The sequence below is a fragment of the Roseateles sp. Mitsp63 genome (assembly GCF_059491535.1).
In genome coordinates this window covers 4,559,827-4,572,384 of record NZ_CP168509.1, presented here as the reverse complement: position 1 = coordinate 4,572,384, position 12,558 = coordinate 4,559,827, and the positions used below count along the sequence as shown (strand labels likewise).

Annotated in this window: 15 protein-coding genes and 1 tRNA gene; 11 read left to right on the top strand and 5 right to left on the bottom strand. The window is 69.0% G+C overall.

All coding sequences use genetic code 11. The annotated features are described in order from the left end of the window. Positions 1-29: 29 nt before the first annotated feature. The gene (cheD, locus tag ACEN96_RS19850; RefSeq protein WP_495584792.1) at positions 30-701 is read right to left on the bottom strand and encodes a chemoreceptor glutamine deamidase CheD; all 672 of its coding nucleotides are present in this window, start codon (positions 699-701) and stop codon (positions 30-32) included. A gap of 12 nt (positions 702-713) precedes the next feature. Continuing rightward, positions 714-1,580 carry a CheR family methyltransferase gene (locus ACEN96_RS19845; RefSeq protein WP_495584791.1) on the bottom strand — a complete coding sequence of 289 codons (867 nt, stop codon included), beginning with the start codon at positions 1,578-1,580 and terminating at the stop codon, positions 714-716. Between the two features lie 187 nt (positions 1,581-1,767). On the opposite strand from ACEN96_RS19845, the gene ACEN96_RS19840 reads away from it, so the two are divergent. The 4 genes from ACEN96_RS19840 to ACEN96_RS19825 all read left to right on the top strand — a co-directional run bounded on the left by ACEN96_RS19840 (position 1,768) and on the right by ACEN96_RS19825 (position 4,319). Further along, positions 1,768-2,487 carry a GGDEF domain-containing protein gene (locus tag ACEN96_RS19840; RefSeq protein ID WP_495584790.1) on the top strand — a complete coding sequence of 240 codons (720 nt, stop codon included), beginning with the start codon at positions 1,768-1,770 and terminating at the stop codon, positions 2,485-2,487. Beyond that, the gene (locus ACEN96_RS19835) at positions 2,484-3,296 is read left to right on the top strand and encodes a MinD/ParA family protein (RefSeq protein WP_495584789.1); all 813 of its coding nucleotides are present in this window, start codon (positions 2,484-2,486) and stop codon (positions 3,294-3,296) included. The genes ACEN96_RS19840 and ACEN96_RS19835 overlap by 4 nt, the downstream gene beginning before the upstream one ends. A 33-nt stretch (positions 3,297-3,329) precedes the next feature. Then, entirely contained in the window at positions 3,330-3,767 is a 438-nt protein-coding gene (locus tag ACEN96_RS19830) for a group II truncated hemoglobin (protein ID WP_495584788.1), read from the top strand. Between the two features lie 168 nt (positions 3,768-3,935). After that, a complete protein-coding gene (locus ACEN96_RS19825) occupies positions 3,936-4,319 on the top strand; it encodes a hypothetical protein (RefSeq protein WP_495584787.1) in 384 nt (127 codons plus the stop codon). A gap of 12 nt (positions 4,320-4,331) precedes the next feature. On the opposite strand, the gene ACEN96_RS19820 is transcribed toward ACEN96_RS19825, so the two are convergent. Further along, a complete protein-coding gene (locus ACEN96_RS19820; protein WP_495584786.1) occupies positions 4,332-4,973 on the bottom strand; it encodes a Smr/MutS family protein in 642 nt (213 codons plus the stop codon). After that, entirely contained in the window at positions 4,970-5,671 is a 702-nt protein-coding gene (gene radC / locus ACEN96_RS19815; RefSeq protein ID WP_495584785.1) for a RadC family protein, read from the bottom strand. The genes ACEN96_RS19820 and radC overlap by 4 nt, the downstream gene beginning before the upstream one ends. Positions 5,672-5,744: 73 nt before the next feature. On the opposite strand from radC, the gene ACEN96_RS19810 reads away from it, so the two are divergent. From ACEN96_RS19810 to ACEN96_RS19785, 6 genes are all read left to right on the top strand, one after another. Then, positions 5,745-6,191 (top strand): FKBP-type peptidyl-prolyl cis-trans isomerase, encoded by a 447-nt coding sequence (locus ACEN96_RS19810; RefSeq protein WP_495584784.1) that lies wholly within the window; start codon positions 5,745-5,747, stop codon positions 6,189-6,191. Between the two features lie 8 nt (positions 6,192-6,199). Beyond that, a complete protein-coding gene (gene ispH / locus ACEN96_RS19805; protein WP_495588645.1) occupies positions 6,200-7,168 on the top strand; it encodes a 4-hydroxy-3-methylbut-2-enyl diphosphate reductase in 969 nt (322 codons plus the stop codon). 130 nt (positions 7,169-7,298) lie between these two features. After that, positions 7,299-8,594, top strand: a complete 1,296-nt coding sequence (gene serS / locus ACEN96_RS19800) for a serine--tRNA ligase (protein WP_495584783.1) — start codon at positions 7,299-7,301, stop codon at positions 8,592-8,594. 102 nt (positions 8,595-8,696) lie between these two features. Further along, positions 8,697-8,784: transfer RNA gene (locus ACEN96_RS19795), tRNA-Ser, on the top strand. A gap of 216 nt (positions 8,785-9,000) precedes the next feature. Further along, the gene (locus ACEN96_RS19790; RefSeq protein WP_495584782.1) at positions 9,001-10,383 is read left to right on the top strand and encodes an ATP-binding protein; all 1,383 of its coding nucleotides are present in this window, start codon (positions 9,001-9,003) and stop codon (positions 10,381-10,383) included. A 192-nt stretch (positions 10,384-10,575) separates the two neighbouring features. Further along, positions 10,576-11,334 (top strand): substrate-binding periplasmic protein, encoded by a 759-nt coding sequence (locus ACEN96_RS19785; RefSeq protein ID WP_495584781.1) that lies wholly within the window; start codon positions 10,576-10,578, stop codon positions 11,332-11,334. Positions 11,335-11,358: 24 nt separating this feature from the next. On the opposite strand, the gene ACEN96_RS19780 is transcribed toward ACEN96_RS19785, so the two are convergent. Continuing rightward, positions 11,359-12,153 (bottom strand): AraC family transcriptional regulator, encoded by a 795-nt coding sequence (locus tag ACEN96_RS19780; RefSeq protein ID WP_495584780.1) that lies wholly within the window; start codon positions 12,151-12,153, stop codon positions 11,359-11,361. A 127-nt stretch (positions 12,154-12,280) separates the two neighbouring features. Between ACEN96_RS19780 and ACEN96_RS19775 the strand changes: the two genes are divergently transcribed. Beyond that, on the top strand, positions 12,281-12,532 hold the full coding sequence (locus ACEN96_RS19775; protein ID WP_495584779.1) for a hypothetical protein: 252 nt from the start codon (positions 12,281-12,283) through the stop codon (positions 12,530-12,532). The last annotated feature ends 26 nt before the right edge of the window (positions 12,533-12,558 follow it).

Here is a 12,558-nt window from a genome sequence, read left to right as displayed (position 1 = left end):
TCCTCGGAACTTCGGGACGTCTGGCCGTCTCAGAACAGATCGATCGAGCCGCCGCTGCTCGCCACCGGCTGCGCGCGCTGCGCGGCCGCCTTGTCCTGCTGGACCAGCGCGTCGGTGTTGGTCGGCGCCAGGCGCTTGACCATGGCCTTGCCGCTCCTGGGCAGGAAGCACACCTTGCGCGGATACACGTCCATCACGTCCTTGGACACGATGGGAATGCGCTCCAGCTTCAGGAAATCGATGACGAAGTTGGTGTTGCGCTCGCCCACGTTGATCGTGTTCATGCCGGAGATCACCGCGCCGCCGCCGAAGATCTTGGCCTCCATGCGGCTCTTGGCGGCGCCGCGCTTCATCATCTCGTTGATCAGCAGTTCCATCGCGAACGAGCCGTAGCGGCCCGAGTCGCCATGCCCCTCGGGCAGCATGAAGTGGTTCATGCCGCCGATCTGCGCGTGGCGGTCCCACAGGCAGGCAGCGATGCACGAGCCCAGCGTCGTCATGACGAGCAGGTCGTCGTTGTCGACGAAGTACTCGCCCGGCAGCACCTTGACGGCGGCGTTCTTGAAGTGGGCGTCGTAGAAGAAGAACGAGGCCTCGCCGTTCTTGCGGGACACCGACTTCAACTGGGCCACGCGCTGCGCGCCGGCGCTGGCCATCGCCGCGCTTTGCTGCAGGGCGGAGGAGGCGGAAGGCAGGGTCATGAGGTGGTTCCGTTAAACGCGCTCGTAGATCGTCTTGCCGCGCAGGCGGAAGAGATCGCGGGAATCGGTGAAGTTCTCGGAATGCCCGACGAACAGCAGCCCGCCCGGGCGCATCACCTTGTGGATGCGCTCCAGGACCTTGCGCTGCGTCGGCGCGTCGAAATAGATCATCACGTTGCGGCAGAACACGATGTGGAAGGGATCGCCCAGCGACCACGAGGTGTGCATCAGGTTCAGCGTCCTGAACTCGATCATCTTCGCCAGCTCGGGCTTGACGCGGATGCGGCCCTCGTTGGCGCCGGTGCCGCGCAGGAAGAACTGCTTGAGCCGCTGCGGCGACAGGCCGCGCGACTCGGCCGCGTAGACGCCGCGCCGCGCCGTGTTCAGCACGTTGGTGTCGATGTCGCTGGAGACGATCTGCACGCCGGAGCCGCTGCCCAGCGACTCCTGGCAGGTCATCGCGATGGAGTAGGGCTCCTCGCCGGTCGAGGCCGCGCAGCACCAGATCCGGATCGGCTTGCCGGTCAGCGCCTTCAGGTCGTCGTTGAGCGAGAGGAAGTGGTGGTCCTCGCGGAAGAACGAGGTCAGGTTGGTGGTCAGGCAGTTGACGAACTCCTGCCACTCCTGGTCGCCCTGCGGGCCGCTGACGCCTTCCAGCCAGTTGAGGTAGTCGGCGAAGCTCTTGTGGCCGGTGTCGCGCAGCCGGCGCGAGAGCCGGCTGTAGACCATCGCATGCTTGCCGTCGTGCAGCGAGATGCCGGCGTGTTGATAGATCAGCTGGCGGACGCGGTCGAAGTCCGCGCGGCTGAAGCTGAACTCATGATCGATCGCCTCGACGTGCGACGGAGTCGCGGGCGAGACCGGTTGACCTTGGCGCATGGGGCTGTATTGGACTTCTTCGAAGGTGGGATGCCGTAGCACCGGATGGCCGCCATTGTCGGCAATCGCTAGTTTGATTGTGTTCGGTCGGAATGATGTGTGAAAGAGGTGGGGGGAAGCCCTCTTTTCTGCGCGCTCATTCGGGGGGGAAGCCGCTAGACTCCGCCCGAAATTGCCCCATCCGATCTTGGACGCTCCCCACAGCCTCATTGCCGCGCACAAGCTGCGCCTGGACCTGGCCCTGCAACTGCTGCAGCAGGCCGGGGCGATGCTGCCCGACGCGGAGCCCTACTCCGAGGCCTGGCTGCAAGGCATCCTCGACGCCCTGTGCGACCTCTCGAGCAAGGACGCGCTGACCGGGCTGGTCAACCGCCGCAGCTTCGAGATGGCGCTGGGGCGCGAGGTGGACCGGGTGGCGCGGTCCGGGGAGCCGGCGCTGCTGCTGGTCCTGGACATCGACCACTTCAAGGCGGTCAACGACACCTACGGGCATGCCGCCGGGGATCTGGTGATCCGCGCGGTCTCGCAGGCGATCGGCCAGACGGTGCGGCCGATGGACACGGTGGCGCGGATCGGGGGGGAGGAATTCGCCATCATCCTGCCCAACTGCCCGACCTCCTATGGCGTGACGGTGGCCGAGCGCATCCGGCAGCGGGTGCAGGGGCTGGCCGTGAGCATGGGCAGCGGCCAGCCGCCGCTGACCTGCACGATCAGCATCGGCGGGGCCTTCGCGCCGCAGTGGGTGCGGTCGTCGACGCTGATCTGGACCGAGCGGGCCGACCGCCAGCTCTACCGCGCGAAGGCCGAGGGCCGCAATCGCGCCTGTCTGGAGAGCCATGTCGACTCGCTGGTCAGCGCCGAGGAAAAAGGCATGTTGTTCGCCGTAACGCAACAGGATAGTGAATGAGCATGACAACAGCTCCTGCTGCACCGAAAGCCCGCGCAGGCGCTCGCACCTTGGCCGTCACGAGCGGCAAGGGCGGCGTGGGCAAGACCTTCGTCACCGCCAATCTGGCGGCGGCCCTGGCCGCGCGCGGCGAGCGCGTGCTGGTGCTGGATGCCGACCTCGGCCTGGCCAACCTGGACGTGGTGCTGAACCTGCACCCCAAGCTGACACTGCATGACGTCTTCACCGAGCGCTGCACGCTGGACCAGGCGATCCTGCCGGCGCCGGGCGGCTTCCACGTGCTGCTGGCGGGTTCGGGCATGGTGGAGTATTCGCGCCTGACCCCGGACGTGCGCGACAAGCTGCTGCACATCCTCGAGGTGGTGCGGCCGCGCTTCGACTACGTGCTGCTGGACACCGGCGCGGGCATCTCGGACGTGGTGCTGTTCGCCGTCTCGATGGCGCATGACGTGCTGGTCGTGGCGACCCCGGAACCCACCTCGCTGACGGACGCGTACGCGACGATCAAGGTCCTGGCGACCCAGCAGGAGCGCCGCCAGGTGCACCTGATCATCAACCAGGCCAACCGGCCGGGCGAGGGCAAGCTGATCTGCGGCCAGCTGCAGCAGGTGCTGCAGCGCTTCGTCGGACCGACGCCGGGACAGAGCTTCAAGCTCGAGCTGCTGGGCGAGGTCAAGAACGACGCGATGGTCCGGCAGGCGGTGCTCAAGCGCCAGCTGCTGCTGGAGCACTACCCGGGCAGCGACGCCGCCCAGGGCATCCGCGGCCTGGCCGCCAAGGTGCTGGAACAATCCGCGGGTCATCCTTGATCCGCGCGCCGCTCAGGCCGCATTCCCCTTCCGATGTCCGATTCCCCTGAAACCGGCGCCGCCGACGGCGCCGAGGGCACCCCGACGGGTGCCGCGCCCGCCACCCCTTTCGAGTGGGTCGGCGGCGAGGCGGCGGTGCGCCGCCTGGTCGACCGCTTCTATGACCTGATGGACCTGGAGCCGCGTTTCGAGCAGCTGCGGGCGATCCACCCGACGACGCTGGACGGCTCGCGCGACAAGCTGTTCTGGTTCCTGTGCGGCTGGCTGGGCGGGCCGGACCACTTCGTCGAGCGCTTCGGCCACCCGCGCCTGCGCGCGCGGCACCTGCCGTACCGCATCGGCATCGCCGAGCGCGACCAGTGGATGTCGGCGATGACGCAGGCGATGGCGGAGTGCGAGCTCGACGTCGAGCTGCAGCGGCGCCTGGCCGCGTCCTTCGCCCATACGGCGGACTGGATGCGCAACGTCTGAGGCCGCGCCGGCCCGCGCCGCGTGGCGGCTCGCGGGTTCCGGTTCGCTTCCCGGCGGGCCGAAATGATGTAAACGGCGCGGGCAGCGTGCATATCTGACACCGGTGCCCGCCGCGTTCCCGGCGCGGTGAACACGGGCCGGGGGCCTTCGTCTACTGTCGCATCCATGATGGAAACCCTGCTCGACGACGATGTGGTCGGCATCGATGCCAATCCCGACCTGCTGCACGTGAGGATCGACGACGGCCGCCTCTGGCTGTCCGAGGATGCCCGCGAGGACATCGAGGTCTGCGCTGGCTACTGCCCCGACACCGACAGCCCGATCCAGATGCTGAACTTCCTGCGCGCGGCCTGCGTGCGGCTGCAGCACGTGGACATGGACGGCGACGAGGCCGAGCACGCCTTCATGTCGTTCTGCGTGCTCAAGGGCCTGGAGCATGCGATCGAGACCCACTGGCAGGGCGCCGACACCGTCGGCGAATTCCGTCCGGAGCGCCTGCTGATGGCGTTCACGACGCCGGCCTCCCCCTTCGGCAGCCTGATGCTGCATTGAAGGGCGCGACCGTCAGGTCGCGTTCAGCAGCACCATCAGCGCGCCGCTGCCGCCATCGCTGGCGCGGGCCTGGACGAAGGCCAGGACTTCCTGCTTCTGCACCAGCCAGCGCCGCACGCGGGCCTTGAGCACCGGCTCCTTGCCGGGCGAGCCATTCCCCTTGCCGTGGACCACCCGCACGCAGCGCAGCCCGCGCCGGGCGCTGTCGTGGATGAACTGGCCGAGCGCCTCGCGCGCCTGATCGCGGCGCAGCCCGTGCAGATCGATCTGCGCCTGCAGCGACCAGTGGCCGCGTCTGAGCTTGCGCACCGATTCCGCCGAGATCTCCGGGCGGCGGAAGGACAGCGTCTCGTCGGTCTCCAGCAGCGAGTCGACGTCGAAATCATCCGACAGCGCCTGCCGCCAGGCGCGCTGCTCGTCGAGCTCGCGCTGACGCGGCTCCGGCTCCGGGCGGCCGGCATGCAGGAGCACGCGGTTGGCGTCGGGCAGCGGAATGACGTCGCCGACGGTGCGCTCGAAGATGCGCGCCTCATGCTCGCGCAGCCGCGCGAGCGCGGCTTCCCGCTCGCGCCGCTCTTCCTCCGCGCGCTGGCGGAGCTTCAGTTCTCGATGCAGCGTCTGCAGGTCTTGCAGGCTGCGCAGTCGGTCGGTCACAGCAGGCCCAGGTCGGTCATCGATACGGGATCGCCCGCGCCGACGATGAAGTGGTCCAGCACCTTCACGTCCACCAGCGCCAGCGCCTGGGCCAGCACGCGTGTCAGCGTGAGGTCCTGCGGCGACGGGTCGGTGTGGCCGGAAGGGTGGTTGTGGACCAGCACGGCCGCCGTGGCGTTCAGGGCCAGCGCGCGCTTCACCACCTCGCGGGGGTAGGCAATGGTATGGGATACGGTGCCCTGGAACAGGGTCTCCAGGGCGATCAGCCGATGGCGGATGTCGAGGAACATCACGGCGAAACACTCGGATTCAAGGCCGCCGTACGCGACCCTGAGGTAATCGCGCACGTCCGCGGCGGACTCGAAGACCGCTGCCCGGGACAGGGGCCGGCGGAACACGCGGCGAGAGATCTCCAGAACCGCCTGGACCGTGGTGCGCTTGGACGGCCCCAGGCCCTTGACCCTTTCCAGCTCGCCCTGGCCGGCGCGCATCAGGCCGTCCAGGCCGCCGAACTCGTCGAGCAGCTCGCAGGCCAGGCGCAGCACCGGCCGGCCGGGCAGGCCGGTGCGCAGCAGGATGGCCAGCAGCTCGGCGTCGGCCAGGGCGCCGGGGCCGAGGTCGCGCAGCTTCTCGCGCGGACGGAGCGGGGGCGGAAGGGCGTCGGCGGACGGGGAGAAGGCGGCGGTCAGGACGGTCATGGCGGCTTTCGGCGGAAGGACCACGGCGCTCCAGCCTAAAATCGCGCCTCGATTCCCAAAATCCCCCTGACTAGTGAACCTCGTTCAACCAGGATCCTTCCTGACCCTGCATTACCGGCTCAGCGGGCCGGACGGCCAGGACCTGATCAACACCTTCGCCGACAAGCTGCCGGCCACGCTGACGCTGGGCGCCGGCGAGCTGGCGCCCGCGATCGAGGCGCGCCTGATCGGCCTGGACGAAGGCACGCACACCCGCCTCGAGCTGGCGCCCGGCGAGGCCTTCGGCGAGCGCAATCCCGAGCTGCTGCAGCGCGTGAAGCGCAGCCTGATGCGCGAGCTGGGCGACCCGGACGAGGAATACCACGTCGGCGACGTGGTGCAGTTCCCCACGCCGGACGGCCAGGGCCAGTACGCCGGCGTGGTCCGCGAGCTGGGCGAGGACTGGCTGCTGTTCGACTTCAATCACCCGTTGGCGGGACAGCCCGTCAGCTTCGAGGTGCAGCTGATCGGTGTGCTGTGATGACGGACATGACCATGGACAAGGACATCGTGCTGGCGGAGCCGCGCGGCTTCTGCGCCGGCGTGGACCGGGCGATCGAGATCGTCGAGCGCGCGCTGAAGAAATTCGGCGCCCCGATCTACGTGCGGCACGAGATCGTGCACAACACCTACGTCGTCAACGACCTGAAGGCCAAGGGCGCGATCTTCATCGAGGACCTGGCCGAGGTGCCCGCCGGCGCGACGCTGGTGTTCTCGGCGCACGGCGTCAGCCAGGCGGTGCGCAAGGAGGCCCAGGCGCGCGGCTTCCAGATCTTCGACGCGACCTGCCCGCTGGTGACCAAGGTGCATGTCGAGGTGGCCAAGCTGCATCGCGAGGGCTACGAGTTCATCATGATCGGCCACAAGGGCCACCCCGAGGTCGAAGGCACGATGGGCCAGCTCAGCGACGGGATCTACCTGGTCGAGGAGGCGTCGGACGTGCCGCACGTGCGGGTCAACAACCCGGCCAAGCTGGCGGTGGTGACGCAGACCACGCTGAGCGTCGACGACGCGGCCGAGATCCTGGCCGCGGTGAAGCGGCACTTCCCGCAGATCCGCGAGCCCAAGAAGCAGGACATCTGCTACGCCACGCAGAACCGCCAGGACGCGGTGAAGGTGCTGGCGCCGCAGGTCGAGGTGGTGATCGTGGTCGGCAGCCCGACCAGCTCCAACAGCAACCGCCTGCGCGAACTGGCCGAGCGGCTGGGCACGCCGGCCTACATGGTGGACGCCGCCGAGGACGTGAAGGCCCAATGGCTGGACGGCCGCTCGCGGGTGGGCCTGACCGCCGGCGCCTCGGCGCCCGACGTGCTGGTGCAGGCCGTCATCGCCCGATTGCGCGAGCTGGGCGCGACGACGGTGCGCACGCTGCCCGGCGTCGAGGAGCACGTGCGCTTCCCGCTGCCGATGGGCCTGGGCGACAAGTCGATGGCCGAGGTCACCAGCGATCGATCTTGATCGCCGCGCGGTCCGGTCCCGGTCACGGTCGGGCCGGCCGCTGAACTCCCGCTGACCGACCCCCCATGCGATCGCCGACGCGCCCCCCGGAAAGGGGAGGCTGCCGGCGCAGAACACGAAAGACACCCCCATGCTGGACATCACCCTGCTGCGCAAGGACCTGGACGCCGTCATCGAGCGCCTGCAACTGCGCAAGAACCCGCAACCGTTCCTGGACGTGGAGCGCTTCAAGACGCTGGAGGCCGATCGCAAGCGCCTGCAGACCCGTACCGAGGAGCTGCAGGCTCGTCGCAACCAGCTCTCCAAGCAGATCGGCATGTTGAAGGGCAAGGGCGAGGACGCCAGCGCCGTGATGGCCGAGGTCGCCGGCATCGCCGATGAGCTGAAGGCCGGCGCCGAGCAGCTGGACGCGATCCAGGTGGAACTCAACGCGATGCTGATGGGCGTGCCCAACCTGCCGGACGCCAGCGTCCCGGCCGGCGCGGACGAGACCGGCAACGTCGAGGTGCGCCGCTGGGGCCAGCCGCGCGCGTTCGACTTCGCGATCAAGGACCACGTCGACCTCGGCGCGCCGCTGGGCCTGGACTTCGAGATGGGCGCCAGGCTGTCGGGCTCGCGCTTCGCCTTCCTGAAGGGGCCGGCCGCGCGCCTGCACCGGGCGCTGGCGCAGTTCATGCTGGACATGCAGACGCAGCAGCACGGCTACACCGAGTGCTACACCCCCTACATCGTCAACCGCGAGATCCTCGAGGGCACGGGCCAGTTGCCCAAGTTCAAGGAAGACATGTTCTGGGTGCTGCGCGGCGGCGACGACGAGGCGCAGGAGCAGTACCTGATCTCGACCTCGGAGATCTCGCTGACCAACACCGTGCGCGAGAGCGTGCTCAAGGCCGAGGACCTGCCCATCAAGCTGACGGCGCACAGCCCGTGCTTCCGCTCGGAGGCCGGATCGGCGGGCCGTGACACCCGTGGCCTGATTCGCCAGCATCAGTTCGACAAGGTGGAGATGGTCCGCATCGAGCAGCCCGAGCACAGCATGGCCGCGCTGGAGGAGATGACCGGCCACGCCGAGGCCGTGCTGCAGAAGCTGGGCCTGCCGTACCGCACGATGCTGCTGTGCGCGGGCGACATGGGCTTCGGCTCGACCAAGACCTATGACCTGGAGGTCTGGCTGCCGGCGCAGAACACCTACCGCGAGATCAGCTCCTGCTCGAACATGGGCGCCTTCCAGGCGCGCCGCATGCTGGCGCGCTTCAAGAACGCCGAAGGGAAGAACGAGCTGGTGCACACGCTCAACGGCTCGGGCCTGGCGGTGGGGCGGACGCTGGTGGCGGTGCTGGAGAACTACCAGCAGGCCGACGGCAGCATCACGGTGCCGCAGGCGCTGCGGCCGTACCTGGGTGGCCAGGACGTTTTGCGCGCCTGACGCACGGCTTTGGCGGTCGCGCAAGAACTTCTTGTGCTGAAGACAAAAAGCTCGCTATACTCTTAGGCTTACTCGCTAACAACCACAGCGAGCACCGAATTCGGAGAGGTGGCAGAGTGGTTGAATGTACCTGACTCGAAATCAGGCGGACGGAAACGTCTCGGGGGTTCGAATCCCCCCCTCTCCTCCAAAGAAACAAGCCCCTGGCGAATCGCCAGGGGCTTTTTTCATTGCCGCGAAATCCCGTTCCCCATGTTTGGTGTGAGGACGGCGGTAAGGGTCAGGAAAGTCGACTGGCGGCACGATGCCGGCCTGCAGCGCCTGCGCGGCGCGGGCAACGGCACGGCCCTGATCGGGTCGAATCAGCGCATCGTCAACGTGAGAAACCTTGGATATGCCCTTCACGATGCCCACGTGGCTGAGTAGCCTGACCCTGAAGGTGATGCTGGCCTACGTGGCGGGCGTGCTGCTGACCATCGCCACGCTGGCGCTGATCTTCAACGGCCTGACCACGCTGCGCGGGCCGCTGTTCTTCGACGAGGACATCACCGAGTTCGCCGAGGAGTTCAGCGAGCAGTTGCGCTTCGACGCTTCGGGCGCGCCGGTCGGCTTCGCCGAGGACGAGTTGCGCCGCGAATGGCTCTACCACCTGCTCAAGGACGACCTGGCCTACCGGCTGCTCGACGCGTCGGGCCGCGTCGTGATCGAACCCACGCCGGCCAACCCGATCTGGGTGGCGGCCGGCGAGGGCGCCCGCGCGCTGCGCCCGGGCAAGTTCGAGTTCGCCTACGGCGGCCAGCGCATGCAAGGCGCGACCGAGGCGGTGCGGCACAAAGGCCGCACCTGGTACCTGCAACTGGCCGGCAGCGCGCGGGTGTTCGAGCTCTTCCGCCTGGACTTCGCGCTGCCGTTCATGGGCATGGGGATGGTGCTGTTCAGCTCGGTGATGCTGCTGCTGTTCGGCGTGTGCGTGTTCGTGATGCTCAAGCGGGTGCTCAAGCCGCTGCGCGAGGTGTCGGCGACAGCGGCGGCGATCTCGCCGCGCTCGCTGCACGCGCGGCTGCAGGCGGATCGCGTCCCGTCGGAGATCGTGCCGCTGGTGGAGAGCTTCAACCGGGTGCTGGAGCGGCTCGAGCGCGGGTACCGCGTGCAGCAGGAGTTCCTGGCGATGGCCGCGCATGAACTGAAGACGCCGCTGTCGCTGATCCGGGCGCAGGTCGAGTTCATGGAGAAGGGTCTGGTCGACGACTCGCTGCTGCAGGACGTCGAGCACATGACGCGGCAGGTGCAGCAACTGCTGCTGCTGGCCGAGGCCAGCGAGGTGCGGAACTACCAGTTCCAGCCGACCGACATGGCGGCGGCCGCGCAGGAGGCGATCGGCTACCTGCGCCGGATGGCCGATGCGCTGGGCGTCGAGGTCGAACTCCGCGCGACCGGTGAAGGAACGGCCTGGCACGCGGACCGCGGCGCGGTGTTCACGCTGCTGAAGAACCTGCTTGAGAACGCGCTGCAGCATGCGCCGGCGGGCAGCCGGCTGAGCGTCGAGGTGGGCGCGCGGGCGGTGTCGGTGCGCGACCGCGGTCCAGGCGTGACGCCGGAGCAGTTGTCGCGGATGTTCGGGCGCTTCTGGCGCGGCGCGCACCGGCGCGACCATGGCGCGGGGCTGGGGCTGGCGATCTGCCAGGAGATCGCGGATGCCCACGGCTGGACACTGCGCGCCGAGCGCGAGTCGCCCGGACTGCGGATGGTGGTGGCCCGTCCCGAGGACGGCACGGCGGCCCTGGCTTGAGGCCGCGGGACGCCCTCATTCAAGGGGAGCGCGTGCGCCTCCCGAATCTCCGCCTTGCCGCCCTTCGAGGGGTGACGCACACTGATCCGGATGCCCCCCGCAAACGCTTTCAAAGAGGCACGCCGCTCCGTCGGCTCGTCGGTCGCCAGACACCGCGTCACGTGCCGGATCACGCGTCGCCTCGCGCTGGGCATGCTGGGAGCCGCGGCGACGGGCGCGGGCGCCCTCCAGGCGGCGGACCGGCCGCGCGTGATCCGCGCCCTGGTGGAATCCTGGGCGCCCTACCTGATCCCCGGCGCGGACGGCACGATGCGGGGCCTCGACGCCGACCTGCTCCAGGCGATCTGCAAGCAGGCGGGTTTCCACCTCAATTGGGTCCGCGGTCCGCAGCAATGGCGGCGCCGGCGCTTTCGCGAACTGCTGAATGACCAGTTCGACGTGATCTTCTCGGCCACGCCGGCACCCGCGCATGAGCGGGTGGTGTTGTACAGCCGCCCCTACCGCAGCGAGACCTTCCTGGTCGCGGCGGCGGACCGGCGGGATGCCCGCCTCGATCGACTGCATGGTTTCGAGGATGTGCTGCGGCGTCATGTCCCGCTGCTGCACGTCGACGCGTTGCGCCTGGGCGCGGACTTCGAGACCTGGCGGCCCCGTCTGGCCGAAGCCGGTCTGCTGATTCCCTATCAGACCGCGCGCCAGGGCCTGGACATGATGCGGCTCGGCCGCGCGCCGCTGATCCTGGGCGACGAGCTCGAGCTGATGGCGCAGGCGAAGCTGTCCGGCCAGCGGCTGAACCGTCAGCCCTTCGGCTACAGCGTGCAGCCGGTGAGCCTGATGCTGAGCCGGCGCCGCCTCGACGAGGCCGACGTCGCGCGCCTGGATCAGGCGATCCATGCGCTCGAGCAGCGCGGCGCGCTGGCGGCGATCCGCCGCCGCTACGGCGCGGCCTGACGCGGCGTCACGGCCCGCCGCCCCTCACGCGCGCGGGTGGTCGTCGCCGTACTTGCCGGGCGTGACGCCGAAGGTCCGTTTGAACAGCGCGATGAAGGCGCTGACGTTGTCATAGCCCAGTTCGAGCGCGATGGCCGTGACCGGCTGGCCCGCCGCGAGCAATTCGAGTCCGCGCAGCAGCCGCACGCGCTGGCGCCACTCGGTGAAGCTGAAGCCGGTTTCGCTGGCGAAGCGGCGCGTCAGCGTGCGCGGCGCGATGCCGGCCCAGTCGGCCCATTCCTCCAGACGGCGCTCGTCGCTGGGCCGCTCCGACAGCGCGCGGGCGATCTTGAGCAGGCGTGCGTCGGCGGGCATGGGCAGCCCGAGCGCCACCGGTTCCGCCGCCGCGATCTCATCGAGGATCACGCCCGCCAGGCGGCTCCGCGCCGCGTCCAGCGGCTCGCCATCGTCGTCCCAGCCTGCGGCGCGCGCGACGGCCTCGCGCAGCAGGCTCGAGATGGCCGCGATGCGCGGCTCCGCCGGCAAGGCCGCGCAGGCCTGCTCGTCCACGTACACGCTCCAGCCGGCGAAGGGACCGTGTGAGCGCAGGCCATGCGGCGTGTGCGGCGGCAGCCACACCGCATGCGTGGCCGGGACCACCCAGCGGCCATCGTGGACCTCGACCGTCAGCAGCCCCTGCGACGCGCCGAGCAACTGCCCGCTCGCGTGGCTGTGCCGCCGGGTGACGCGCCCGGCGGTGGACGCCTGCTCGACGACGCGGATCAGCGGATCCTGCGAGACGGCCGCGGTTTCGAAGGTCTTTGGAAGGCGTCTGGCCATGGGGACGGGACAAACAGGACAAATGCCGGCGTGGCGTGATCGAGCTATCTTATGTCGTGAATGGCGTACTGAAGCCACGACGCGGCTCCTAGGATTCAGTCATCGATTCACCACCAGGAGCACCTCCATGAAGGCTCAAGACATGCTGCCCGACGGGCAAAACCAGATCGAACGCAACGGCACCGTGATCCGCAAGGGCACCGTCGGCGCTTTCCTCGTCAACGCCAGGCTCTGGAGCGACCCGGCCGCCGAGGCCGCTCGCCGCGGCGACGCGGAGCGGGACATCGTCGAAGCGATCCCCGCGTTGCGGGAATTGGGCCTCTTCGATGTCCTCGAGATCCGCGACGCGCGGCTGCGCGCGCTCGTCCAGGCGCATTGACGCGCATTAACGCGCAGCGACCCGCG

Excerpts from the sequence above, each read along its gene's own strand:
- cheD (WP_495584792.1), bottom strand. The coding sequence starts at position 701 with ATGACCCTGCCTTCCGCCTCCTCCGCCCTGCAGCAAAGCGCGGCGATG.
- ACEN96_RS19845 (WP_495584791.1), bottom strand. The coding sequence starts at position 1,580 with ATGCGCCAAGGTCAACCGGTCTCGCCCGCGACTCCGTCGCACGTCGAG.
- ACEN96_RS19835 (WP_495584789.1), top strand. The coding sequence starts at position 2,484 with ATGAGCATGACAACAGCTCCTGCTGCACCGAAAGCCCGCGCAGGCGCT.
- ACEN96_RS19830 (WP_495584788.1), top strand. The coding sequence starts at position 3,330 with ATGTCCGATTCCCCTGAAACCGGCGCCGCCGACGGCGCCGAGGGCACC.
- ACEN96_RS19825 (WP_495584787.1), top strand. The coding sequence starts at position 3,936 with ATGGAAACCCTGCTCGACGACGATGTGGTCGGCATCGATGCCAATCCC.
- radC (WP_495584785.1), bottom strand. The coding sequence starts at position 5,671 with ATGACCGTCCTGACCGCCGCCTTCTCCCCGTCCGCCGACGCCCTTCCG.
- ispH (WP_495588645.1), top strand. The coding sequence starts at position 6,200 with ATGACCATGGACAAGGACATCGTGCTGGCGGAGCCGCGCGGCTTCTGC.
- serS (WP_495584783.1), top strand. The coding sequence starts at position 7,299 with ATGCTGGACATCACCCTGCTGCGCAAGGACCTGGACGCCGTCATCGAG.
- ACEN96_RS19790 (WP_495584782.1), top strand. The coding sequence starts at position 9,001 with ATGCCCACGTGGCTGAGTAGCCTGACCCTGAAGGTGATGCTGGCCTAC.
- ACEN96_RS19785 (WP_495584781.1), top strand. The coding sequence starts at position 10,576 with ATGCTGGGAGCCGCGGCGACGGGCGCGGGCGCCCTCCAGGCGGCGGAC.
- ACEN96_RS19780 (WP_495584780.1), bottom strand. The coding sequence starts at position 12,153 with ATGGCCAGACGCCTTCCAAAGACCTTCGAAACCGCGGCCGTCTCGCAG.
- ACEN96_RS19775 (WP_495584779.1), top strand. The coding sequence starts at position 12,281 with ATGAAGGCTCAAGACATGCTGCCCGACGGGCAAAACCAGATCGAACGC.